The sequence below is a fragment of the Ruegeria sp. AB9 genome (assembly GCF_056542585.1).
In genome coordinates, this window is sequence record NZ_JBQGAA010000020.1 from 1 (window position 1) to 24,178 (window position 24,178).

At 55.6% G+C, this 24,178-nt stretch carries 22 protein-coding genes and 4 pseudogenes; 17 read left to right on the forward strand and 9 right to left on the reverse strand.

Annotation, left to right across the window (positions count from 1 at the left end; genetic code table 11):
* Nucleotides 1-141: 141 nt before the first annotated feature.
* Genes ACR0K5_RS22880 through ACR0K5_RS22910 form a run of 7 tightly spaced genes read right to left on the reverse strand, consistent with a single transcriptional unit; the run spans nt 142 to nt 7,578 of the window.
* Entirely contained in the window at nt 142-990 is an 849-nt protein-coding gene (locus ACR0K5_RS22880) for a DUF6282 family protein (RefSeq protein WP_480631852.1), read from the reverse strand.
* Nucleotides 987-2,477: a tripartite tricarboxylate transporter permease gene (locus ACR0K5_RS22885; protein ID WP_480631853.1), complete on the reverse strand. Its 1,491-nt coding sequence runs from the start codon at nt 2,475-2,477 to the stop codon at nt 987-989. Before ACR0K5_RS22885 ends, ACR0K5_RS22880 begins: the two co-directional genes overlap by 4 nt.
* Before the next feature lie 40 nt (nt 2,478-2,517).
* A complete protein-coding gene (locus ACR0K5_RS22890; protein ID WP_480631854.1) occupies nt 2,518-3,015 on the reverse strand; it encodes a tripartite tricarboxylate transporter TctB family protein in 498 nt (165 codons plus the stop codon).
* A gap of 54 nt (nt 3,016-3,069) precedes the next feature.
* Nucleotides 3,070-4,170, reverse strand: coding sequence for a Bug family tripartite tricarboxylate transporter substrate binding protein (locus ACR0K5_RS22895; protein ID WP_480631855.1), 1,101 nt, complete (start codon nt 4,168-4,170; stop codon nt 3,070-3,072).
* A gap of 25 nt (nt 4,171-4,195) precedes the next feature.
* Entirely contained in the window at nt 4,196-5,473 is a 1,278-nt protein-coding gene (locus tag ACR0K5_RS22900) for a hypothetical protein (protein WP_480631856.1), read from the reverse strand.
* On the reverse strand, nt 5,470-6,675 hold the full coding sequence (locus tag ACR0K5_RS22905) for a pyridoxal phosphate-dependent aminotransferase (protein WP_480631857.1): 1,206 nt from the start codon (nt 6,673-6,675) through the stop codon (nt 5,470-5,472). Before ACR0K5_RS22905 ends, ACR0K5_RS22900 begins: the two co-directional genes overlap by 4 nt.
* 9 nt (nt 6,676-6,684) lie before the next feature.
* A complete protein-coding gene (locus tag ACR0K5_RS22910; RefSeq protein ID WP_480631858.1) occupies nt 6,685-7,578 on the reverse strand; it encodes a DUF1932 domain-containing protein in 894 nt (297 codons plus the stop codon).
* Between the two features lie 294 nt (nt 7,579-7,872).
* On the opposite strand from ACR0K5_RS22910, the gene ACR0K5_RS22915 reads away from it, so the two are divergent.
* Nucleotides 7,873-8,544, forward strand: a complete 672-nt coding sequence (locus tag ACR0K5_RS22915; RefSeq protein ID WP_480631859.1) for a GntR family transcriptional regulator — start codon at nt 7,873-7,875, stop codon at nt 8,542-8,544.
* 203 nt (nt 8,545-8,747) lie between these two features.
* On the opposite strand, the pseudogene ACR0K5_RS22920 reads toward ACR0K5_RS22915, so the two are convergent.
* A pseudogene (locus ACR0K5_RS22920) lies at nt 8,748-8,930 on the reverse strand (IS6 family transposase); the annotation flags it as partial.
* Between the two features lie 55 nt (nt 8,931-8,985).
* Between ACR0K5_RS22920 and ACR0K5_RS22925 the strand changes: the two are divergent.
* The 16 genes and pseudogenes from ACR0K5_RS22925 (at nt 8,986) to ACR0K5_RS23000 (ending at nt 22,868) form a co-directional block, all read left to right on the forward strand.
* Nucleotides 8,986-9,180 carry a hypothetical protein gene (locus ACR0K5_RS22925; RefSeq protein WP_480631860.1) on the forward strand — a complete coding sequence of 65 codons (195 nt, stop codon included), beginning with the start codon at nt 8,986-8,988 and terminating at the stop codon, nt 9,178-9,180.
* A gap of 176 nt (nt 9,181-9,356) precedes the next feature.
* Nucleotides 9,357-10,457, forward strand: a complete 1,101-nt coding sequence (locus ACR0K5_RS22930) for a transporter substrate-binding protein (protein ID WP_480631861.1) — start codon at nt 9,357-9,359, stop codon at nt 10,455-10,457.
* Nucleotides 10,454-11,065, forward strand: a complete 612-nt coding sequence (locus ACR0K5_RS22935; protein ID WP_480631862.1) for an ANTAR domain-containing response regulator — start codon at nt 10,454-10,456, stop codon at nt 11,063-11,065. The genes ACR0K5_RS22930 and ACR0K5_RS22935 overlap by 4 nt, the downstream gene beginning before the upstream one ends.
* Nucleotides 11,040-11,930, forward strand: a complete 891-nt coding sequence (locus ACR0K5_RS22940) for an ABC transporter permease (RefSeq protein WP_480631863.1) — start codon at nt 11,040-11,042, stop codon at nt 11,928-11,930. Before ACR0K5_RS22935 ends, ACR0K5_RS22940 begins: the two co-directional genes overlap by 26 nt.
* Nucleotides 11,930-12,850 carry an ABC transporter permease gene (locus ACR0K5_RS22945; protein WP_480631864.1) on the forward strand — a complete coding sequence of 307 codons (921 nt, stop codon included), beginning with the start codon at nt 11,930-11,932 and terminating at the stop codon, nt 12,848-12,850. The genes ACR0K5_RS22940 and ACR0K5_RS22945 overlap by 1 nt, the downstream gene beginning before the upstream one ends.
* A gap of 36 nt (nt 12,851-12,886) precedes the next feature.
* On the forward strand, nt 12,887-14,509 hold the full coding sequence (locus tag ACR0K5_RS22950) for an ABC transporter substrate-binding protein (RefSeq protein WP_480631865.1): 1,623 nt from the start codon (nt 12,887-12,889) through the stop codon (nt 14,507-14,509).
* Nucleotides 14,510-14,513: 4 nt separating this feature from the next.
* The gene (locus tag ACR0K5_RS22955) at nt 14,514-15,458 is read left to right on the forward strand and encodes an acetamidase/formamidase family protein (RefSeq protein ID WP_480631866.1); all 945 of its coding nucleotides are present in this window, start codon (nt 14,514-14,516) and stop codon (nt 15,456-15,458) included.
* Nucleotides 15,455-17,257, forward strand: a complete 1,803-nt coding sequence (locus tag ACR0K5_RS22960; RefSeq protein ID WP_480631867.1) for an ABC transporter ATP-binding protein — start codon at nt 15,455-15,457, stop codon at nt 17,255-17,257. Before ACR0K5_RS22955 ends, ACR0K5_RS22960 begins: the two co-directional genes overlap by 4 nt.
* A 173-nt stretch (nt 17,258-17,430) precedes the next feature.
* On the forward strand, nt 17,431-17,931 hold the full coding sequence (locus ACR0K5_RS22965; RefSeq protein ID WP_480631868.1) for an IS110 family transposase: 501 nt from the start codon (nt 17,431-17,433) through the stop codon (nt 17,929-17,931).
* A gap of 108 nt (nt 17,932-18,039) precedes the next feature.
* A pseudogene (locus tag ACR0K5_RS22970) lies at nt 18,040-18,714 on the forward strand (integrase core domain-containing protein); the annotation flags it as partial.
* A gap of 169 nt (nt 18,715-18,883) precedes the next feature.
* On the forward strand, nt 18,884-19,930 hold the full coding sequence (locus tag ACR0K5_RS22975) for a cytochrome-c peroxidase (RefSeq protein WP_480631869.1): 1,047 nt from the start codon (nt 18,884-18,886) through the stop codon (nt 19,928-19,930).
* Nucleotides 19,931-20,171: 241 nt separating this feature from the next.
* A complete protein-coding gene (locus ACR0K5_RS22980; RefSeq protein ID WP_480631870.1) occupies nt 20,172-20,834 on the forward strand; it encodes a Crp/Fnr family transcriptional regulator in 663 nt (220 codons plus the stop codon).
* 42 nt (nt 20,835-20,876) lie between these two features.
* Nucleotides 20,877-21,077 carry a YgaP family membrane protein gene (locus ACR0K5_RS22985; protein WP_480631871.1) on the forward strand — a complete coding sequence of 67 codons (201 nt, stop codon included), beginning with the start codon at nt 20,877-20,879 and terminating at the stop codon, nt 21,075-21,077.
* A complete protein-coding gene (locus ACR0K5_RS22990) occupies nt 21,074-21,691 on the forward strand; it encodes a rhodanese-like domain-containing protein (protein WP_480631872.1) in 618 nt (205 codons plus the stop codon). The genes ACR0K5_RS22985 and ACR0K5_RS22990 overlap by 4 nt, the downstream gene beginning before the upstream one ends.
* A gap of 143 nt (nt 21,692-21,834) precedes the next feature.
* Nucleotides 21,835-22,087: pseudogene (locus ACR0K5_RS22995) on the forward strand (transposase); the annotation flags it as partial.
* Between the two features lie 45 nt (nt 22,088-22,132).
* Nucleotides 22,133-22,868, forward strand: a pseudogene (locus ACR0K5_RS23000) (IS5 family transposase).
* A 67-nt stretch (nt 22,869-22,935) separates the two neighbouring features.
* Here the strand turns inward: ACR0K5_RS23000 and ACR0K5_RS23005 are convergent.
* Nucleotides 22,936-24,168, reverse strand: coding sequence for an ABC transporter substrate-binding protein (locus ACR0K5_RS23005; protein ID WP_480631873.1), 1,233 nt, complete (start codon nt 24,166-24,168; stop codon nt 22,936-22,938).
* Between the last annotated feature and the right edge of the window lie 10 nt (nt 24,169-24,178).

A 24,178-nucleotide genomic window follows, 5' to 3' on the forward strand; every position in this document is an offset into this window, starting at 1 on the left:
TCCGAAAACAGCAATTCCTTAGCACTACGACCCCGGGTTTTCAGATGTTTGCCGAGATCGCAGGATAGGTGTGTCCAGTAGTTGACTGCCTTTGGTCATTCTAAAAGTTTGCGACACATCCGACATAACCGTGCTTTACGATTACCCACACAGCAACTCCACAGGATTGGTTTTAACCAAATAGCCAACGTCCGCGGCTGTGAAACCACTTTTGAGCATTGAGGCGACGGCCATGCGCATACCTTCCCAAGGCGGGGGGTTGAAGGCCTGACCTAGATCCGTGCTGAGGATGCAACGCTCAACGCCGACATGTTGAATTGACTTCGCAATCGTATCCACGCCGATATTGCCAAGGAAGGGGAACGAATGCGCGTAGCAATGTTCGATGAAAGCCCCTTGGTCGGCAAGGTGCTTTTGGAAGTCCAGATCGAGCGCCAGCCCTTCGATCTTTGAGGCGTGAGTGACAACAAAGCGCTGCACGCCGATGTCTTGGGCTGCGGCGAAGACGGCTGCGATTTCGTCGGTCCACAGGTGGCCCGTTTCGACAATGAGGTCGAGCTCTTTCACAAGTTGAAGCACGTCTTTGACTTCGGGTAGCACCTGACCGTGGTCGTCAAGCACTCTGACGCCATCGTCAAAGCCTTTTCTCTTGCGCGCAAGCGTCGACCAGGTTGACGGCATGCAAATCTTGCGGCTGCCGAGTTTGGCGTCGGTTTCCACGGCCAGCGGGTTGATACCCCCGATTTCGCGATTCAGAGCAACGGTGCCGACAATTGCCACGGTCGGGTGCTGTTTTCGGATCATGGCGGCCATCACACCGGTGGCACCGGAGTGGCATTTGATTCCCAACGCCTTCATACCCAGCTCGGCGGCTTTAGCGGCGGTTTCAAATCCGTCTGCAATACGCTCGACATTCGGGTCGGGACCAACATGCAGATGGTAATCCGCAGCCCCCTGCAACGTTTCAGTTACGGTCTCAAGAAAGCTCATTTGCGTTTCCAGTATAGTTTACGGAGAGTTGGGAAGGCGAACATTGCGACGACAAACATCATGATGCCAAGAGAAATCGGGCTGGCAAAGAAACCTTCAAACATTGGATCGATGATCGCGATGCGCTGGAAGTTTTTCTCAAGGAGCGGTCCCAAAATCAGAGTTAGCAGTAGGGGTGCAATCGGTATGTTGAGCTTACGCAACCCGTAACCCACAAAACCAAAGACCACCATTGTGCCCACGTCAAAGGCGTTGTTGTGCACCGAAAATGCGCCAACCATGCACAGGATGGCCACTGCGACCATAAGGTAGTTCTTGGGGATGGAGAGCAACTTGGGAAAGACGCGCGCGCCAGCGAGTCCGACAAACAGGAACACCACGTTGGCCAGTAGCATGATCAGGAAGACGCTGGAGACAAGCTCGGGCTGATCGGTGAAAAGCAGGGGGCCAGGCGCGATGCCGTGCAGAACAAAGGCGGCGAGAATGATCGCAGTTGTCGCATCGCCGGGAATACCAAGTGCCAACAGTGGGATCATCGCCCCGCCGATCGTGGCATTGTTGCTGGTTTCAGTGGCTGCGATAGCTTCGAGATGGCCTTTGCCAAACTTTTCAGGCGTCTTGGAAATGCGTTTTTCGATGCCATAGGACAGGATCGCTCCGATGGTGGCTCCGGTGCCGGGCAGGGCCCCAACAATGGTGCCCAATGCGGCGTTTCGCGGGACCACCCGAAGCAGGGACATCATGCGCGAAAAGGGGAGTGTAATTTTGCCCAGCGATTTGATGACTTCGGGTTTTCTGCCGGAGCCAGCCTCGTCCACCAGAAAGGCGATCACCTGTGCCATGCCATAGAGGCCGAGGCTTACGGGTATGAAATGCAGGCCAACCCGCAGGTCGGCGGATCCAAAGGTGTACCTTGGGAAACCGCGCAAGGCTTCTTCACCAACCATAGCCAGAAGGAGGCCCAGAAAACCAGCAAACAGAGCGCGTGGCAGAGAGCCGCCGCTAATGAACACAATTACGGACACTCCAAGGAGCGCGACCATAAAGTACTCATGTGGGCCGAATTTCAGCGCCCAACTTGCCAAAAGCGGGGCAAACAAGGCCAGCATGATGGCCGAAAAGATGCCGCCCAGAAAGGAACAGATCGTCGAAACCGCGAGAACCAGCCCAGCCTTGCCAGCGCGGGCCAGTGGGCCGGCCTCCAGCACGGTCATCATGGCCGCAGGAACACCTGGAATATTGATCAGAGTCGCGGAAATAGAGCCTCCAAAGATAGCGCCGCAGAATATCCCTAACAGCAGGGCTAGCGACTGAAACATGTCCATGCCATAGGTCAGCGGCACCACAATCGCGACACCGGCGGTCGCGCCCATGCCTGGCAACGCACCAAAAATCACGCCAACAATGACTCCCATCGTCAGCATGGCCAAGGGCCAAAATGCAAACACGCTGTCCCAACCAACAAGGTAGAAATCTAGAAAGTTCACGAAGGCCTCCTTTGCGAGTTAGTGAACGCCAAAAAACTGCTCACGCGCCCAGGAGAGCGCTGTGGAGACCATTGGGAATTTGAAGATTGAATGCGTAGCGAAAAATCAGATAGATCGCGCCGCTGATGAAGATTGAGCTAAAAAGTGCCTTTGCGACCCCGACTTTTGTATGCAGGAGAGTACCGAAACCAAGCACGGTTCCAGCAACGAAAAAATCCCACTGACACACCCAAGCGACGCTGCCGAGAAAGGCCGCACAAAAGGCAAGTTTCGGCAACCAATTTGAAGAGGACGTCATAATTTCAGACGCTTGGACAAAAACCCAAATCCCGGAGACAATCATTCCAGCCGAGACCAGCCGAGGAAAGAAATGTGTCGTCAAGACGACTGAGGTTGACCCAAATCCGGCAGGCCAACCAATTGTCAGTGCAAGACATAGCCCTCCGAAAGCAATCATCAGTAACCCAACTACGCGGTCCTGAACCATAATCTCCTCCAATCGTGATTTCTTTTGGTATTGGCGTCGTTTTTGTTTCACGGATGCCCCTTCCCCAATTTGATTGGGAAGGGAGCCAGTTTTACGAGGGAGGTATTATTTGTCGGCAGCCGCAAAGGCGTCGTCGATAGCGACTTGTGCATCCTGCAAGTAGGCGATGGCCTCGTCGCGCTTAAGATAAAATTTCTCGTAGTTGGAAGTCAGCCAGAATTCTTCCATTTCTTCGCTTGTCATCGCCACGTCCAACGCTTCGGTCAAGATTTCGATGACCTCATCAGCGGTACCTTTAGGGGCAAGCAAGAATTTTGGCGCACCCCAGACAAGATCAATGCCCTGCTCCTTGAAGGTTGGAACATCGGGAAAACCGGGGTGGCGTTCGGCTGATGAAATGCCAAGCGCGCGAATTTGACCGCTTTCGATCAACTGTTTGGCGGGGGAGAGCACAGCTGAGGCGCTTTCCACATGCCCGCCAGCGAGTGCGGGGTAAATTTCAGCACCGCCGCCATATGGGACGTAGCGAAACTTGGAACCTGTCGCCATTTCCCAAACCAGTGCGTTCAAATGGTAAGAACCCCCAACGCCTGCGTGTGCCATAATGACTTTGCCTGGATTTTCGTTCGCCGCAGCAAAGAACTGAGGAAGTGTTTCAAACTCGCTGTCGCCTTTTACCAGGACCACGCTGCCGTCCAGATTGACGACGCCCAGCACCTCGACATCCTCGAGCGTAGGGGCACCCGGCTCAGAGCGGCTGGCAGTCAACGGTGTCGCGGTGGATAGCATGACCGTGTAGCCGTCAGGCTTTGCGCGCACCAGATCGTTCAGGGCCAGTAGCCCACCCGCGCCGGACTTATTCATAATAACGACGCTTTGACCGAGAGAGGCTTCCATCTGTTTGGCGAGCGAGCGGGCAATGATGTCGGTTGCGCCTCCGGCATTGAAGCCCACGAGCATTTTGATCTCGCGCTGCGGATAATCCTGAGCCAGTGCCGCTGCGGGCAGCAAGGAACAGGCTGTAAGTGCAACCGCCGCTGCCGTTTTCACGACAGTTTTTTGAAATTTGAACAACATTGTTTTCCTCCGATTGAGCTGTGTGCGTGCCGCGCCAAAATTGTGGAAAATTGACTGGCAGAGACCGCCCATAAAACGGGCGATCTGATTTTTGATGGGGTTCGCAAGGATGAGCTTCTCCTGACCCAAACTCTTCCTTAGAAAAATCAATACTTTAGCGTGTGCTTACATCGACCAAGTACATTTGCCTGCTTCCCTCGTGAACGGAGTCGATGCAGACAGTTTGATTATCCCGGCTCCAACGCGGGTGCAGATCGCAACGGTTGTGTTTGCCTAGATCGGCGGGCGTATAAAAGCTGCCCAGATCGTGGCGAAGGCCGGTTTCAACATCAAAAAGGAACAAGATACGTTCGTTGGTTGTCGCGTCAGGATAGGTATCGCTCAGCAGCCAACGTCCGTCTGTAGAATAGGTCATGTGGCCGTTTTCATCCAGAACATCCGGCCCAACGATCTCAACTTTTCCAGAATTATCATCATAGAGGTGATAGTGGATTTCTCCAGCGTGAGGGCCCCAGACAATGACTTCGTCGTCGGATTTCCACATCGGGTGGGAAATCTGATACTCGGATTTTTCGTAGTCAAAGGTGCCCACGGCGTCGGGATCAAAGTCGTCCGCCAGCTGTGGCAAGGGGTGATCGCTGCACTCCAGAAGGCGCAGTTCAGAGCCGTCGCCATTCATGGTGAACAGGCGGTGTAGGAAACAGGTTTCATCCTTTACGCGCTCTGTCCAGCGATGGATGAATAGGAAGCGGGTGCCTGATGGGTTGACTTCCATGTGGGTGACCCAGTGGATAGCTTTGTCCATCGAAGGCACGGGTTGGAAGTTGCGCAGTTCTTTAAGGCTGACGATCAACGATGCTTCACCGCTGTCGATGTCCATGCGGAAGATGCCGTCATTTGCTGGCGCCAGTTCCAACTTCGGCTCGGCGGTTGTCGCCGGATACCCGATGGTGCGATGCGTCACCATGAAGCGAGAGTAGTTGACGGTCAGCGCAAACTCTCCGTTGGGGTCCATCACATAGATTGGCAAGGGGAGCTCACGGCTTTCACCGGTGTCCACACTGACCAATGTAGAGCGGAAATCCGGAAAAACATTGTCCGGCCCCGAAGCCCCGTCGGCGCGCGTGTTGAAGATGACCTCATTGCGCCCGCCACGCCACTGGGACTGGCACCCCATTTGCCAGTTCCAAGTGGTTGTCTCGCCGAGTTTGTGGAAAGTGTCACCGTTAGCCAGATCGTAGTAACCGACCTCGGCGACTTCGGTTCCGTCCAAGTCGCCTGTGAACATCTCTACCCGATTTCCCAAAAGACGGTTTCCGTTCGGGCAGAAGTTCGATTTGTTGTAATAGCCAAAAAAGCTATGCAGCGGCCCTTCTCCAACACGGCGGATCGGGGCGGTTTGAGTGGTGATTTTGGTATTTATCAAATTCATGCCGAAGCTCTCATTTCGAGTTTTGTAAGGAAATTGCTCAAGCGCTTCATCGCGTCACGGATCACGTCTTCGGACGTGGCAAATGACAGCCTTACAAAGCCAGGTTGCAGGAAGGCGGTTCCTGGAACGATGGCCAGGCCCTCTTCCAGAAGCGCTTCGCAGAAGGTCAGGTCGTCGGTGATCTCGGTTGTGCCCGCGCGCAATCCAAAAGTGCCGCGGATGTCAGCGAAAATGTAGAACGCGCCCTCTGGTGGGATGTAGCGAATGTGCGGCATCGCATCCATCAGACCAGTGATGAGTTCTTTGCGGGTCTGATATTGCGCGGCCATATCCGCCACCGCGTCTTCACCGTTTTGGAGTGCACCTACGGCAGCCCATTGTGCCACTGAGCTTGCGCCGGAGGTCAGATGCCCTTGCAGCATAGTCATTTTCTTGATGAGGTTGCGCGGCCCCAGTGCATAACCAATGCGCCATCCGGTCATGGCATAGGTTTTGCTGACAGCATTGATATTCAGGACGTTGTTACGGGCCTGAGGGCAGATTTCGATCGGATTGCGGTACCGCGCGCCGTCAAAAAGAATGCGTTCATAAACCTCATCATTGATAAGCATCAGATCATGCTCAACAACCAACTGGCACACTGCCTTGATCTGGCTGTCCGCATAGATGCGCCCCGATGGGTTGTTGGGGGAATTCAGGACAATAGCTTTGGTGCGTGGTGTGATCGCGGCGCGGATGGAAGCGATGTCAAAGTCCAGCGTGTCTGGATCGGTTTCCAGAATGAAGGGGGTACCGTCAAAAAACTTGATCTGTTCGACGTAGCTGACCCAGGAAGGGGCTGTCAGGATCACTTCGTCACCCGGGTTGATGAGAGCGGCGAAGGCTTGAAATAACAATGGCTTGGCACCGGCTCCAACCATGATCTCGGACGTGTCATAGGTCAATTCGAACTGGTCCGCATAGTACTGAGATATCGCGTTGCGCAGTTCCGGAATGCCGGCGGTGGGAGTGTAGAATGTACGCCCGTTGTCCAACGCCTGGCGGGCGGCATTCATTGCGACCTCGGGCGAGACAAAGTCAGGCTCGCCAGTGGATAGGGATACAATGCTGTGTCCCTGCGCTTTTAGGGCTCCAGCGCGCTCGGACATTGCACGGGTTGCAGAGGGCTGCAGCCGCAAGATGCGTTCAGAAATTTCAGTCATATCAGTCTCTTAGATTGCGCCGATTTCGCGCCATATTGCGAAAACGTCTTCCAGTGATTTTGGCATTTCGCCGGCAAGCTTTTCTGCGGCGCCAGAGTTGGCGGAGGCATTGAGGCGCGCCAATGCGCCACCAGCGACAAGCGGGTCGATCCCAGTTTCATTCATGATATCGATGGCGTCTTCCAGTTCGTGCGCACGCCGCGCGGCGTGAACCAAATCGCCCGACATGTAACGCTCTGCCGACTGACGAAAGCTAACCTTGTCCATGGTTTGGCCGATGCTGTTCATCACAACATCTTCGACGCCATTCTTGCGGGCAAATTGGAAGGTTTCGACCAGCAGAGCCTCAAAGCCCTTGGTGAAAATCGAGCGGCTTAGTTTGATTTTACTGGCTTTGCCAGCCGGGCCGTCGATGACGTCAATCACCATACCGAAGGGCGTTGCCGCGTCCCGCCAGCTCTGCGCTTCGCTGCCCGAAGCCGCGATTGGCACCTTATGCCCGTAAACGGGAAGCGGGCCAAGCATGGGGCTGTCCACATAACCGATGTCTCTGGCGGCGCAGTCACTTGCAATCTGAGCTTTCAAAGTCGGTGAAGATGAGCAGACATCAACCAGTGTCTGACCCCGTGACATGTGTTCGACTATAGAGTTGGCGGCCCCTTCGGCGAAGGTCGAGGGAACCGAGAGGATAATAAATTCCGCGTTGCTGGCGAGTTCGGCAGGAGTCGCCATTAGAGCAACTTTGGCCTCTTCAAGTCGGCGCTGACACGTTAACCGAGGGGCGGAATTCTCCTCTAAAGTGAACGCATGGTCATAGGCAATCTGCCCCGTCAGCCCTTCGCCTGTAAGCCCTTTGGCCATGTGAAATGCGGCTTCTCCAAACCCCATGAAACCAAGTTTCATTCTGTCATCCTTCATTTTCTTTGGCTTAGCGTCCGGCGTTAGCGCAAGACGACTGCTTTTCTTCTCCTCCCGAGGAGGGAGGAAATGCGTAACAAGTACAAAAAACTACGACGAGATTCCGGCGTCCGGCTAAGCTCCAACTCCTGATAGGCTAAATGTATTTATATGTATACAATGTCAACCCCTGACTAAAAAAATCAAAAAAATGGTCTTGAAAGTGCATTTTCTCGTTGAGGCGGGCGATTGAATACAATATCAACCGTACCGGTACATCGACCGATTTTGCGAGCACAAATGGCGGAAAAAAAAGAAGAATTACAGGAAGATCTGGAGATACCTCGTAGCGAGTTTGTCTATCGGGCCATTCAGAAGTGGATCAACGAAGGCGAATATCATCCTGGTGAACGTTTGCGGGAAGCGAGTGTTTCCAAGCGTCTTGGAGTCAGCCGTACGCCGGTTCGCGAAGCTATTCGGCGCCTTCAGGCAGAGGGGCGAGTCGTTATTGAGGCTCAACGCGGTGCCATTGTTGCCGAGTTGCAGCCGCAAGAGGTTGTGGAGCTTTATACGGTCAGAAGCGAGTTGGAGGGTTTTGCGGCGGCATTGGCGGCGCGCCATGCCTCGGACGCGGAAGTGATCTTAATGAGGACCCTGCTGGAGGAAAGCAAGTTGCTGTCGGGCGACCCGAGAAGTCTGAATGAGAACAATTGGAAATTGCATCGCGCTATTCACATTGCGACGCACAATCGATTCCTGCTTCAAACCTTTGATGCGCTTGCAAGTTCGCTCGCGTTGTTGCGGGGGGCAAAGTATATTCCGGCTGATCGTCCGGAAAAGTTGTTTCGTGAGCATGAGAAAATTGTGGCGGCCATCGCGAAGCGTGACCCTGACGCCGCGCGTGTAGCTGCGGAAGAACACATTCAGAACTCTTTTGGAATCCACCTAAAAACTAGCCTCGGTACATCCTAAGGAAAACAGTTCCAGGCATTGCCAAGCGATTGGCGAGCTCCGAAAGGTTCGGAAAAGATCAAGAAGGATCCAAGGTCGTTGCCCCATTTGTAAGGCTCCCGTTTCCAACGCGGGCATTGCCAAGTTGGTGTTGTTACGTTAACTGTCGTTCGGTTGCTCATGCCCGTATTTGGACGTAGGTGGCATCGATGAAGTCATCGCCTATCAGCTACAAGACCGGCGTATCGGCTCACCCATCGGTTCAGAGTTGCGTGATCCAGTTCAACGCCTCTTTCCGCCATGATTTCTTCCAGATCCCGATATGACACGCCGTATCGGAGATAGAAGAAAACAGCATACAAGATCACTTCTTTCGGAAAGTGTGCGCCCTTGAGTGAAATCGTCACGGTCTGCTCCTGTCATTTTGAGCACGCGCTACCAAAACGACTCTTGATCTGACAGGTGGGAACAAAGTTTGCGACAAAACCGCCGCTGGTCAGCGCAATCGCCACATTGCATTGTGCTTTTCTCGATCTTGACTGGGGGAACCCGGATCAGCAAGCAGGGCTTAGAGTGACATTGCGCTTTGCGAGCTCAATGGTCGATTCTGATAACTATCATAAAAAACAAGACTTTAGAAAAACTGAAGAAGCATAAAGATCTCTGCAAACCCGGACTTTTTCAGTCGTTGGAATAAAATCTTGACAGCTCTCCCGCTTGATTACACCATGTTCTCAACATTAGGCGTATAGCCAATCTGGCATCAGAGCCCCACATTTGCCCGTGTATTTCGCACGGGCAAATGTGGGGCTTTCTCGTTTTGGAGAGCTTAAGTGACGAAGCGACAGATCGAACTTGGTATCCTTTATTCCCGCTCGGGGAACTACTCGCTCATCTCGGAAGCTTGTCGTATCGGGGCGCTCGGGGCGATCGCGGAGATCAATGCAGATCCAACGCGGGATTTCACCTTTTACGCGATCGAACGCGATCCGATGGGCAACATCGACAATTATGAACCGCTGTGCACGGATATCCTGACGAACACCAACGCCCGGCATGTCATCGGATGTATCACCTCGTGGAGCCGCAAGGAGGTGATCCCGGCGCTGGAACGTCATGGTGGCACTCTATGGTACACCGTTCCCTATGAAGGGTTCGAGGCCTCCGACCGGGTGGTTTATACCCATGCTTGCCCGAACCAGCATCTGCTGCCACTGCTGGACTGGGCCTTTCCCACATATGGCAAACGCGCCTTCCTGACCGGCTCCAACTATATCTGGGGCTGGGAGATGAACCGGATCGCGCGTGAGACGATCACCAATGCAGGCGGTTCAGTTCTGGGCGAACGCTATCTGCCGATCGGGTCTTTTGACGTCGAAAGGATGATTGAAGAGATCGAAGCCACGCGGCCCGATTTCATTTTGAATTCGCTGATCGGACCGTCTCAGTACCGGTTCGTGTCGGCCTATCATGAGCTTGGGGAGCGAGATCCACACTTCCGTCCCGAGACCTGCCCTATCATGTCGTGCAACCTCACTGAATGTGAACTCCCAGCGTTTGGCGAAGCTGCTGAAGGGTTGATCGCGGCGGGCCCGTATTTTCGCGGTGATGGGGGCACGTCGAACACTGCCGGTTTCGGATCATCTCATGAAGCAATGTCATATGCAGCGGTAATGGAGCTCGCGCGGCTGATGTCGCAATGTCCGGGTGGTGAGGCCTTCAGTATTTCAGAACTGCTGGAGCAGGATCAGACAGGCGAAGGGATCGTCGATCCACAGACGCATCACACAAACCTACCGGTTTTGATTGCGCAGGTGGAGAACGGTCAGTTTGCCGTCCGGCGCCGGTTCGCGCCGGTTCCGGGCGATCCGTATCTGTCGCGAGGCAAGGATATCCTACAAGAAGTTGGCCCTGACCTGAAGGTGGTGTCATGACCCGGCGTTTCACCGCACGAGAGCTGGGCGGTGCCCGCGCGGTCATTCTGCACCGTGAGCATGCGACGGTGAGGGCTCTGTCGCGGCAGCTGACCGCCATCGGGCTTCGGGTGACACAGAAATGGCCGACGTTGGATGCGGCCGCCCTTGGCGCGGATTTTGTTTTTTTCGACGCCGATCTTGGGCATGATGAGCAGTTTCCATGGGCGCGCGGTCAGTCACCAATGCCATTGATCGCACTGATCGGCAGCGAAGCGCCAGGACGGGTTGAATGGGCGCTGACCGCAGGTGCGAATGCCCAATTGATCAAGCCCATTGGTGACAATGGTGCATATAGTGCCCTGCTGATCGCACGCGCGGCCTATGACGAGGCATTGGCTTTGGCGGCGGAAGTCAAGGATTTGCGCCATAGGTTGAGCGAGCGGCAAACAGTTGTTCAGGCGGTCAACTTCCTGATGTCCGAAGGGATGGATGAAACCGCCGCCTTCGACCGGCTACGCCACATGGCGATGGATTGGCGCGTCAGTTTTGAGATGGCAGCGCAACGCGTGGTCGCGCGATACACCGGCAAACGAGGATCAGATGAGCGACGCAACAGCCACAGCTGACACCACAGTAGCTGAACCCGGTCCCTGGCGTCGCATCTTGCGACGCAAACTGGCAGTGTTCGGGTTGATCCTGATTGCTCTGGTCGTATTCGGCGCTGTCTTCGCGCCATGGATCGCGCCTTACGCGCCGGACGAACAACATTTCGAAGGGCTGACGTTGGAGGGTGCGCCCCTCGGGCCAGGCGGAGAGTTTCCGCTGGGGACCGATCTGCTTGGGCGGGATCTGCTTTCGCGCATATTATATGGTGCGAGAACGTCATTGATCATCGGCGTCATCGCCAATGGGCTGGCGTTGATCATCGGAACTCTCATCGGTGTGACCGCGGGCTATCTACGCGGGTGGCTGGGCACCGTGCTGATGCGGTTCACGGACCTGATGATGGCCTTCCCAGCGCTGTTGCTGGCGATTTGTCTGGCCGCGATTTTCCAGCCGTCGCTTTGGATTGTCGCCCTGGTGATCGCCCTCGTGAACTGGGTGCAAACCGCCCGCGTCATCTATACCGAAACCACATCTTTGTCTGAGCGCGACTTCATCGCTGCCGAAAAGACGCTGGGTGCGGGAACTGGCCGTATCCTTTTCCGTCACATCCTGCCGCATCTGGTGCCCACCTTGATCGTATGGGGCACATTGGGCATTTCGACGACGGTGTTGCTTGAGGCGACGCTCAGTTTCCTTGGCGTCGGAGTACAACCCCCGACACCGTCCTGGGGCAATATCATTTTCGAGAACCAGACCTATTTTCAGGCAGCGCCCTGGCTGGTGTTCTTTCCCGGACTTGCCATTTTGCTGCTGGCGCTGGCCTTCAATCTGGTTGGCGACGCCCTGCGGGATGAGCTTGACCCAACACAGCGGGGGCGCAGCTGATGGTCGCTTATCTGCTTCGCCGTATCGTACAATCGATTCTGATCCTGCTGGGCGTGTCGTTTATTACTTTCCTTCTGCTTTATGTCTTGCCTGCGGACCCTGTTCGACAGATTGCCGGTCGTTCCGCCACGGCGCAGACCGTGCAGAATATCCGCGAACAGCTGGGCCTGGATCAACCGTTCTTTGTCCAGTACTGGCGCTACCTTATAGGTCTTCTGCAGGGCGACATGGGCCGCAGCTACCTGCAAAAGACCGAGGTCAGCAGCCTGATTGCCGCCCGTCTGCCAGCCACTTTGCTGCTGATGGGTGCCGGTATCCTGTGTGAATTGGCCATTGGCTTAACGATGGGCGTGATTGCTGCGCTGCGACGCGGTCAGACTTCTGATCAGGCGCTAATGATCGTATCGTTTGTCGCGGTTTCGGCACCGCAATTCGTGGTGTCGCTGTTGTTGCTTTACGTTTTTGCGGTGCAGCTGGGCTGGTTCCCGATCGGTGGTTATGGAACCGCGTCCCATGTGGTGCTACCGGCGCTGGCGCTGGGGATTATGGGGTCGGGCTGGTACAGCCGGATGATGCGCTCCTCGATGATCGATGTGCTGCGTCAGGATTTCATCCGCACCGCACATGCCAAAGGATTGACCCGTTCCCGTATCATTCTGCGCCATGCTTTGCCAAACGCGATCCTGCCGGTCATTGCGATGATCGGAATCGACATCGGCATCTTCATGGGCGGACTTGTGGTTGTCGAAAGCGTTTTTGGCTGGCCTGGCATCGGTCAGCTGGCCTGGCAGGCCATTCAGCGCGTCGACATTCCCATCATCATGGGGGTCACCCTTGTGACCGCCTGCGCCATCGTCATCGGCAACTTACTGGCGGACATTATCGCGCCGCTCATCGACCCGCGCATCAAACTGCGCTGAGAGTTCTACAAAAAGACCAACATGGAGGAAGCCAAGATGAAAAAAATCCTGTGCACAACAGCGCTGGCGGTCGGCCTGACACTGCCGGCATTTGCCGAAGAGTATCAGCCCGACCCGAATGCGAAGCCCGGCGGCGGCATTGTTATCACCTACAAGGATGATGTGGCGACGCTTGATCCGGCAATCGGATACGACTGGCAGAACTGGTCGATGATCAAATCGATTTTCGACGGCCTGATGGATTATGTTCCCGGAACAACCGATCTGCGCCCCGGGCTGGCGGAAAGCTATACGGTTTCAGACGACGGGATGACCTATACTTTCAAGCTGCGCGATGGGGTCAAGTTCCATAATGGTCGGGAAATGACTGCCGACGATGTCAAGTATTCGCTGGACCGAGTTACCACTCCGGCCACGCAATCGCCCGGGGCCGGTTTCTTTGGCTCGATCAAGGGATATGACGCCATGGCGGATGGCAGCGCGGATGGCCTTGAAGGAGTGAAAGTTGTCGATGACGGCACTGTCGAGATTACTCTGTCACGTCCCGACGCCACCTTCCTACATGTCATGGCGTTAAATTTCGCGTCGGTCGTGGCACGCGAGGCTGTTGAAGCGGCCGGAGATGATTTCGGCAAACAGCCGGTCGGCACCGGAGCTTTTAAGTTGGGTGACTGGACATTGGGCCAAAGGCTGGTCTTTGAAAAGAATACCGATTACTGGCGGGATGGGGTTCCCTATCTCGACAGCATCACTTTTGAAGTGGGCCAGGAACCGGTGGTGGCCCTGCTACGGTTGCAAAACGGCGAAGTTGATGTACCCGGAGATGGTATTCCGCCCGCGAAGTTCCGCGAGGTGATGTCAGATCCGGCACAGGCGGAACGCGTTGTTGAAGGCGGGCAACTGCACACCGGCTATATTACGCTGAATGTGAATACTGCACCGATGGACGATGCGCGGGTGCGCAAGGCCATCAATATGGCCATCAACAAAGATCGCATCGTGCAGATCATCAACGGGCGTGCGGTTCCTGCGACACAACCCTTGCCGCCGTCGATGCCCGGTTACACCGAAGGGTATGCCGGATATGGCTTTGATCCCGAAGGTGCAAAAGCTTTGCTGGCCGAAGCCGGGCAGGGTGACGGGTTTGCGACCGAACTATACGTCATGAACACCGACCCCAATCCACGGATCGCGCAGGCCATTCAACGCGATCTTGCAGATATCGGCATCGACGCCGCGATCAAATCTCTGGCACAGGCCAACGTGATTGAGGCGGGTGGCAACGGGTCTGCCCCGATGATCTGGTCGGGCGGTATGGCCTGGATCGCCGATTTCCCGGATCCGTCGAACTTCTACGGCCCGATCTTGGGCTGTGACGGTGCCGTCGAAGGTGGCTGGAACTGGTCTTGGTACTGCAACGCCGATCTGGACGCTATGGCGACCAAAGCGGATGCGATTACCGATGCAGCGAAACAGGATGAGCGTATGCAGATGTGGTCGGACGTCTACATGGGCGTGATGGAGGATGCGCCTTGGGTGCCAGTGTTCAACGAGCAGCGCTACACGATGAAATCGGCGCGCATGGGCGGTGCGGACGCGTTGTATGTTGATCCCGTCTCGATCCCGATCAACTACGACTATGTCTATGTGACCGAGTGATCGTATGTGTAAGGCTTGTAATTATACGATCCATCATGCGCAGCATCACTTTGGCTGGGACAACTCGATTGTCCCGGCTGAACGGGTGACGCCCGGATCGACCATCCTGTTTCATTGCGCCGACAGTTCGGCGGGCCAGCTTGGCCCGTCGTCCACGGTACAGGATGTAGTCGATCTGGATTTTGGCCAAATCAATCCGGTCTCGGGCCCGATCTATGTGGAAGGGGCCGAACCGGGCGATAGCCTGAAGGTGACGATCGACAGCTTTGCCCCCTCGGGTTGGGGATGGACCGCCAACATTCCCGGCTTTGGCCTTCTAGCCGATCAGTTCACCGATCCGGCGCTAACGCTCTGGAAGTATAATCCTGAAACCCTGGCACCGTCCCTGTGGGGCGATCAGGGAAAGGTGCCTCTCAAACCGTTTTGCGGCACCATCGGGAACGCCCTGGCGGAGCCGGGCCAGCACAGCATTGTCCCGCCTCGCAATGTTGGCGGAAATCTCGACATCCGTGATCTTGCGGCAGGCACTGTTCTGTATCTTCCTGTCGAAGTCGCAGGCGCGTTGTTCAGCGTTGGCGACACCCACGCTGCGCAAGGCGACGGAGAGGTTTGCGGCACCGCCATCGAAAGCCCGATGGACGTTGTCCTGACGCTGGATTTGGTGAAAGGGGAAAACCTGAAGTTCCCCCGCTTTACTACGCCGGGCCCGGTGACGCAGCATTTCGATACCAAAGGCTACGAGGTGACGACCGGTATTAGCGACAGCCTGATGCAGGCGGCTCGGGATGCGGTGTCCGGCATGATTGATCTGCTGTGCAAACAGCGCGGTCTGGCGGCGGTCGACGCCTACATGCTGGTGTCCACCTGCGGTGATCTTCGCATATCCGAGATCGTGGATATGCCGAACTGGGTTGTTAGTTTCTACTTCCCCCGGGTGGTGTTCGAATGACCGTGCCCGCTGAACAAACATCTGGGGCGGCAGACGCCGCTGCCCCGGATACGCAGGTTCTGGATGTCAGCCACTTGTGCGTTTCAGTGCGCGCGCAAGGGGTTCTCAAACCTTTGGTGTCGGATGTCAGTTTTCAGTTGCAACGGGGACAGACATTGGCTTTGGCCGGGGAAAGCGGATCGGGCAAATCGCTGACATCGCTTGCGATTATGGGCCTGTTGCCCCCACCCGCCGTGCAGGTTACCGGCGGAGCCATCCGGCTGGGAGGGCAGGACCTGACCCAGATCAATGAGGCTGCGATGCGTGACATTCGCGGCAACCGCATTGCCATGATCTTTCAGGAGCCGATGACATCGCTCAACCCGGTGCTGACCATCGGAACTCAGTTGGTCGAGGCGATCCGGACCCATGATCCGGTCAGCCGACGCGAAGCCCGCAACCGGGCACTAGGCGCACTACGTTCTGTGCGCATCAACCAGCCGGAGCAGCGTATGATGCAATACCCGCACGAACTGTCAGGCGGTATGCGTCAGCGCGTGATGATCGCGATGGCATTGGCGTTGGAGCCCGAGATTCTAATCGCCGACGAACCGACAACGGCGCTGGACGTTACTGTGCAACGCGAAGTATTGGACCTTTTGCGCGATCTTCAGGCTGAACATGGCACAGCGATCCTGCTGATCACACATGACATGGGCGTTGTTGCCGAAATGGCGGACCATGTCATCGTGATGAAAGACGGAACCGTCGTTGAAGAAAATGATACCAAATCGCTGTTTGCGGAACCGAAGCATCCTTACACGCGGGCACTGTTGTCAGCGGTTCCCCATATGGGGGACGGGACGAAACCCGCTACAAACGAGGTCACGGATACGGTTTTACATCTCGATGATCTGGAGGTCAGGTTTGATATTCATGGCGGTGTGCTTGGCCGTGTCACCCATCGCGTTCATGCGGTGGAGGGCGTCAGCCTTGAGATCAAACGCGGAGAAACCTTTGCCCTTGTTGGTGAAAGTGGGTGCGGGAAATCCACAATTGCACGGGCCATTGTCGGTTTGGCCCCGTATACGGGCCGTATTAAGCTCAAGGGCCAATATCTTGAAAGGGTGGACGCCCAACGGCGTATGTCACGCTGCCGTAATGTACAGATGGTGTTTCAGGACCCCATGGCAGCTTTGGACCCGCGAATGCGCGTGGGCGATCTGATTGCCGAACCCCTGGTCATCCATGGTATCGGCACCCCTGCTGAGCGTGTAACTCAGGTCGCCGAATTGTTGCACAGGGTCGGTTTGCCCTCTGAGGCCGCCGAGCGATATCCGCACGAGTTCTCGGGAGGGCAACGCCAGCGGATCTGTATCGCTCGCGCCCTGTCCCTGAAACCGGACCTGATTATCGCCGATGAATCGGTTTCGGCTTTGGACGTTTCGGTTCAGGCTCAGGTTCTGGACTTGTTGCAATCTTTGAAAAAAGAACTTGGAATCTCTTACCTTTTCATCTCTCACGACATGGCAGTGGTTGAAAATGTAGCGGACCGGGTCGGGGTCATGTACCTGGGTCAGATCGTAGAAATGGGAACCAGCGCGCAGATCTTTGGTAACCCTCAACATCCGTATACCCAACGGCTGATACAGGCGGTCCCGGTTCCCGACCCGCTGCACGTTCGCGTGTCCGATGTTCGACTGACGGGTGAAGTTCCCAGCCCGGTTTATCCGATCGGAAAGGCTCCACGCCGGGCGAAGCTGATCAACCTTGGGGATGGTCATCTTGTTTCACGCCCTAGACCGGAAGCTGTGGAATAAAGCCTTTAAGATAAAGTGACTGTTTCGACGCTAAAGCCAAGTCACTAAAAATCTCGTACTTCTCGCGGCAGATGCTGCTACGCATCTTGGAGAATGGACGAGGCTCAGAGTAATAGAGCGGTAGCTCTCTTGGCCAGTGCATGATGGCACAGGAGCAAAGACAAGAGAGTAAAATGGAACAGTGCTTTGTTGGATCGGACGTTTCGAAAGCTGAGACGTCAATTTGCGTCTGCAATGAGAACTGTGATCCCGTGTTTACCGCTAACAAAGTCACGGGCCCGAATTGCATTTTCCGGTCGTTGCGCGAACACGTAAGTGCCATGCAGTGTGTTGTTCTCGAAACCGGCCGAATGGCGAACTGGCTTTACACTGAGCTTTCGGATCGAGGTTTGCCGATGGTTTGCATCGACGCTCGCCAGACTCATGCCGTTCTCAGTCAGATGCATAACAAGACCGACGCCAATGATGCAGCTATGTTGGCTGAGTTGGCACGCACGGGGTTTTACAGGAAGGTTGAAGTTAAAAGCCGGGTCACCCAGGAGCGTCGAGCTTTGCTGAAGGCCCGGGAGGTTGTCTTAAAATCGAGAGTGAATGTCGAAAACACCATTCAGGGATTGTTGGCTAGTTTTGGGCTGCAGCTGCCGAAACACCTGCCCACTTACGAGGTGTCCTAGGTGTTTGATCCCACGGTTTGATGGTGTGATCCTTTCGCACGAATGGAAGGAAGCACTATGGGACAAATTCGTCATGGCAGCGCCGCGACCACGCACGCGGTCAGAGCTCACCTGACCTGCTCTTCTCTGCATCGTTGTCTTCAGCGGCATGGCATTTCACGGCTGCCCGATATGAGCGGTGATAAACCCAAGCGTCAGAAGTTCAAACGCTACCCAATCGGCTATTTCCATATCGATATCGCCGAGGTGAGAACCGAGGAAGGCAAGCTCCATCTCTTTGTCGGCATTGATCGAACCAGTAAGTTCGCAGTTGCGCAGTTGGTCGAGAAGGCCAATCGCAAGACTGCCTGGGAGTTCCTCGAATACCTCCTTGATACAGTGCCCTACAAGATCCACACGATACTGACGGACGATGGAACCCAGTTTGCAGAGCAACCCCGGAACAGGAACACAATCTATTCCCGGCCAATGCGGTTCGACATGATCTGCGAAGCAAACGGCATTGAGCACCGTCTCACCAAACCCAATCATCCTTGGACCAACGGTCAGGTTGAGCGGATGAACCGCACGATCAAAGACGCCACGGTAAAGCGGTACCACTACGACAGCCACGATCAGCTTCGCAGGCATCTCGCCGACTTTCTGGATGCCTACAACTTCGCTCGTCGTTTGAAGACGCTCAGCAGCCTCACACCCTACGAGTACATCAGCAAAATCTGGACAGCAGAACCAGAACGTTTCATCCTAAATCCGATCCACCAGATGCCGGGACTGAACACCTAGTGCACACAGTTACGTCAACCCCGATCCAAAGTTTGCAACATTGCCCAACGCCTCCTAGATTTCCCTATCACATTCCAGTTACTGCACATTAGAATTGATCTAAATCAAAGGATCAAATTGTCGTCTGCCTCAAAACCCAAACAGCGCGCGACTTACTTTGGAGAAAAAAATGTCCAGTAAACTGACGCTTGCATGTGCGATATTTGTTATCGTCAATCAGGCGGCCATCGCCAGCGAGTTGCGTGAGACCGCGCTGGAAATTTTCAAGCCACTGCCGTCCACCGTTCCGGCGGTAAAGGATAATCTGATAACGGATGCAAAGATCGACTTGGGCAAAGCGCTTTTCTTCGATCCCCGCATGTCTGCCTCGGGGGTCTTTTCGTGCAACAGTTGCCATAATCTGGCGACAGGCGGGGATGACAATCTGGAGACCTCGATTGGTCACGGGTGGCAAAGGGGGCCGCGCAATGCGCCGACAGCTTTGAATTCGGTGTTCAACGAGGTGCAGTTCTGGGACGGGCGGGCTGCTGATCTGGCAGAACAGGCGAAGGGGCCTGTGCAGGCCGGAGTGGAAATGGCGAACACGCCGGACAACGTCATCGCCACGTTGAAATCCATGCCGCAATACGTGGACTGGTTCAAAACGGCGTTTGCGGGCGAAACCGATCCAGTGACTTTCGACAACTTCGCCAAGGCCATTGAAGCCTTCGAGGCCACTTTGATCACGCCCGCGCCTTTTGATGCCTGGCTGAACGGCGACGATAACGCAATGTCTGACGTCCAGTTGGCGGGTCTCGAGAAATTCATGGATCTGGGTTGTTCTACCTGCCATTCCGGCATCAATGTCGGGGGGCATGGTTACTATCCGTTCGGCCTGATCGAAAAGCCGGGTGCCGATATCTTGCCCGCAGGTGACAAAGGGCGCTTTGCCGTCACCGAAACGGTCGATGACGAATATGTTTTCCGCGCCTCGCCGCTACGCAACGTTGGCATGACGGCCCCTTATTTCCATTCCGGAAAGGTCTGGAATCTGAAAGTTGCCGTTGAGATCATGGCTGAAAGCCAGCTTGGTGAAGAGATTTCTGATGAGACCGCCGCTGAACTAGTTGCGTTTCTGGACAGTCTGACCGGCATCTTGCCGAGGGTGACCTATCCGGTTCTGCCCGCCGAAACCGCGACAACTCCGCGCCCTTCCGGGGACGTTTTCTCAGAGTAACTGACAACCCCGCTCCCACACGGAAGAGAGGTGTGCACCACGTCTCTCTTTCGTCACCTACCCGCATGTCAGCGTTGACGTCCTGTCCTTTGACGGACCACCGTCATCCTAACGGGTCCACCAAGACCGGCGCCGCAATAGGAATCTCAGTCAAAGGATTTTAGAGAATTTTCCCGAGCACGTTGGTTTTTTCAGCACTGTTTGATGGTAACCGAGATGCGTTACCGTAGGAGATATCTTCATGACCCTTCCAATATGGAGCGGCACTGTTCTGCAACGGCTGGAAGCCGCAGGCCAGCGCTATAACGTTGAAGATGGCACTGAAATTTTTGCCCCCGGCGCATATGGAGACATGTTTCTGATAGTGCGTTCCGGGCAGGTTCGCGTCGAACAAACCAGCCCGTCCGGCAGGACGATCGTTTTGTATCGTGTCGGTCCGAATGACAGTTGTGTTATGACGACATCCTGTATGTTATCAAACATTCCATATTCCGGATTTGGCTATGCTGAAGGACAGGTGACCGCGTTAGCAATCGGTCGTGATCGCTTCAACAGGCTTCTGGCTGAGGATACTGAATTCAGAGCTTCGGTCTTTGCCGCCTTTTCTACACGGATCGTTGAGCTGTCCGAGGTGATCGACGATCTTCTGCTGAATCGAATGGACTGCAAGCTCGCGCAATGGCTGACTGACAAAGGCCGACATGAACAAGTTCTACATATAACCCATCAACAAATCGCCGCTGAATTGGGCAGCGCGCGAGAGGTCATGTCCCGTGTCCTCAAGGACTTTGAACGTCGGGGCTGGGTTACGCTGAAACGCGGTGTTGTCCATGTAACGGACATCTCCGCTCTTGATCATCTCGGCCGATCCTGTTGTGTGACGCCGTTACATAAACGCGCATGAAACTTTGCGAGTCTCCATCCGAACGTCTAAGGAGACTCAATCATGTATTTTTCACCGAATGTTGGCTCAATCGATCAGGCAGCACGTCTGCTTTTGGGCGTTTTGCTAGTCCTTCTTGCGCTGACCGGCACCATTGGTGTCTGGGGGTGGTTGGGTTTGGTGTTTATCGTCACCGGGTTTGTCAGATTCTGCCCCATCTACCGCGTGTTGGGGATGTGTACCTGCCAAAAGGACGAACAATGACAGACCGAATCCAAACATCCCGCCGTGCGCTTTTGAAGCTGGGTGTTGCCAGCGTCCTTGTGGGTCCGGTTCCCCTGGCCTCAGCCGCAGGCGGCATCGAAACGGCGATCGACCCGGAATCCCTCAAAGTCAAGGCGCGCACACCTCTGGGCCTTTACCTTACACCAGAGGAAGCTCACTCGGCCCTGCTCCAAGATTCGGGCATACTGTTTGTCGACGTCCGCGATCCTATTGAGATTTCCTTTGTCGGACACCCTGAAGGAATTGATAAAATCATCCCGCTGAGCTTCATGACGCACGATGTTGATCCTGACAGTGGACAGTATCGCATGGTCGGGAACCCAAACGTGGTAGCCGAATTCGACGCCCTGCTGGCCGCAAAAAACAAACTCCGAGACGCGCCGATCATTGTGACATGTCGATCGGGTGCGCGGTCTGCGGTCGTTGTGCAGCTGTTGAGTCGGGCCGGGTACAGCAACGTGTGGAACGTGGTTGAGGGGTTCGAAGGAGATAAAGACCAAAATGGAGTTCGGGCGATCAATGGTTGGCGCAATGCCGGATTGCCCTGGAGCTATCGCCTCAAACCTGGCGTTGCCTGGTCACGCGAAACGTAGTCATTCTTGCAGATTTCGAACGTGTAGAAGCGTTGTTGCATAAAAGCGGGCGAGGGATTCACCTCACGAAATAGACAGGTTAGGTCGTGTCGACAAAAGGGATTCACAACGGGTCGTAGACATGATTCAAACTGGTATCTGCAATGGAGACCGACTTGGCACGAAATCTGATGTCGGACGAGGAGTGGGTGTTCTTTGAGCACTTTATCCTGGGAGTCTGCGCGCCGAATGGATGCAAACTCACCAATCACCGACTTGTTCTTGAAGGAGTTTTCTGGATTGCGCCGCATCGGCGCCCCGTGGCGCGACTTGCCAGAAGAATTCGGCAAATGGTCAAGTGTGTATCGCGAGTTTCGGATCTGGACGTTGGCATGGCTAGGGTCAGGACCCATTGATTTCTGCAAGACGGCGTGATTCACGGTTGGAAAACAAGCGGTGAACATGTCTGATCTCTTTTGGATAAAAGATGCGCAGATGGCGCGTCTGGAACCCTACTTTCCGAAGTCCCGCGGGAAACCTTGCCTTGATGACGGGCGTGTTCTGAGTGGGATTATCTTCATCAATCACAATGGGTTGCGGTGGCGGGATGCGCCCAGGGTACATGGCCCTCACGAGACGCTCTACAACCGGTGGAAGCGGTGGAGCGACAAAGGCGTCTTCGCTTAGATGATGTCCGGACTGGCAGCCGAACATGGCAAAGAGCAAACCGTGATGATCGATGCGACCTACCTCAAGGCCCACCGGACAGCGACCAGCATGGGTGTCAAAAAGGGGGGCGTGGACGCCCGATAGGCCGAACCAAGGGCGGCATGAACACCAAGCTGCACGCGGTCTGCGACAGCCAAGGCCGACCGCTCAGCCTGTTTGTCACCGCTGGTCAGGTCAGCGATTACATCGGCGCAAGGGCTTTGCTGAGCAGTCTGCCAGATGTCGATTGGCTGCTTGGGGATCGCGGCTATGATGCTGATTAGTTCAGAGAGCGTTGAAAGACATAGGCATACGCGCCTGTATCCCTGGTTGCAAGCAACGAACGACACCCGTCCCGTACGATAAGCGCCGATCCAAGCGGCGCAACCGGATCGAGATCATGTTCGGCTGGCTCAAAGATTGGAGGCATGTAGCGTATCCCCACGATCCCGGCACCCAGAACCGTGATGTTATCATTTTCAACCATTAGGACGCTTATTTCGGTGTTGCTTGATCGACAGCCCCGACCTTTGGGGCTGTCGTAGTTTCAGGTCGGTTCAGATCGTGCCCAGTTCGATGTCTTTGCCATCCTTAATGACGAAATGTGCGAAGGGCCGGTCTTTCAGGTTGCCGTCAGGGTGGAAGGCCACGTCCATGCCATAGCCGGTATAGTTGACGGGGTTACCTGCCTGGATGGCCTCCAACAGATTCACCGCACCACCGACCGCCTCACCGTCACCATTGGTGATGCTCAGGATTTCCTTTGTGTAAACGGTCGCATCCGGCGTGCCCGCCTTTTCCATTGCGGCCGCATGTACCGCCAACGAATCCGCGCACAGCGCCGAGAAGGGCAGGAAAGTCCCGGGTTCTACGCCCATCAGCCCCTCGAACTCCTTATAAGCCGCCGACGAGCTGTCATTGGTGGCTTGAAGGTGGTTGATGCCTTCGCCTACTTCGGCGCCGACGGCTTCAATGAACTTACCGCCGCCGTTCACACCGGCGCTGGCAGCGATGGTCAGGGTATAAAGCTCGGCCTCGTAGCCGCCTCGGAACCATTCCTTGGCGATCGAGGTAAACTGGGTGACGTAAGCGGGCAGGAAGACAGCGGTCACATCTTCACTCATGACCTTGTCGACTTCGGCGCGGAAGCTGGGTTGATCGGGTTTGACCTCGGCCTGTACCACGACTTCGCCGCCACCGGCTTCGATTGTCTCGACAAAGGGGCCAATCATCGATTGGGTGAACGCGGTCTGTACGGCCAGGACGCCGACTTTTTTGTGGCCCGCCGCCAGCATTGCCTTGGCGGGGGGCACGCCCCATTCGCGACCTGTGGCCTGGAAGCGCCAAATCAGACCGCCATGGTCGCCTTCGGTGATGGCATCCGCCGCTCCCAGGCAACTGACGGAAACGCCTTTTTCGATGGCCAACGGCTTGACCGCCAGCGTCGGCCCCGAGCCCCACATGCCGACAATGGCGCTGACCTGGTCCACGTCCAGCAGCTTGCGCGCGGCGCGCACGGCAGCGGTGGGATTGGTTTCGCTGTCCTCGGCAATGATTTCGATCTGGCGGCCATCCAGAATACCGCCCGCGTCGTTGATCTGGCCCGCGATCACCTGCGCCGCCTTAACGATATTGGGGCCATAAGATGCCCCGCCGCCGGTCAGGGGCGAGATCATGCCAATCTTCACCGGCGCGTTCTGCGCCAGCGCGGGCAGCGGCAGGGTGCTGGCGGCAACGCCCGCCGCCATCGTGCTCAGAAACCGCCTGCGGTTCATGATCAGTTTCGTCATCACTCTATCC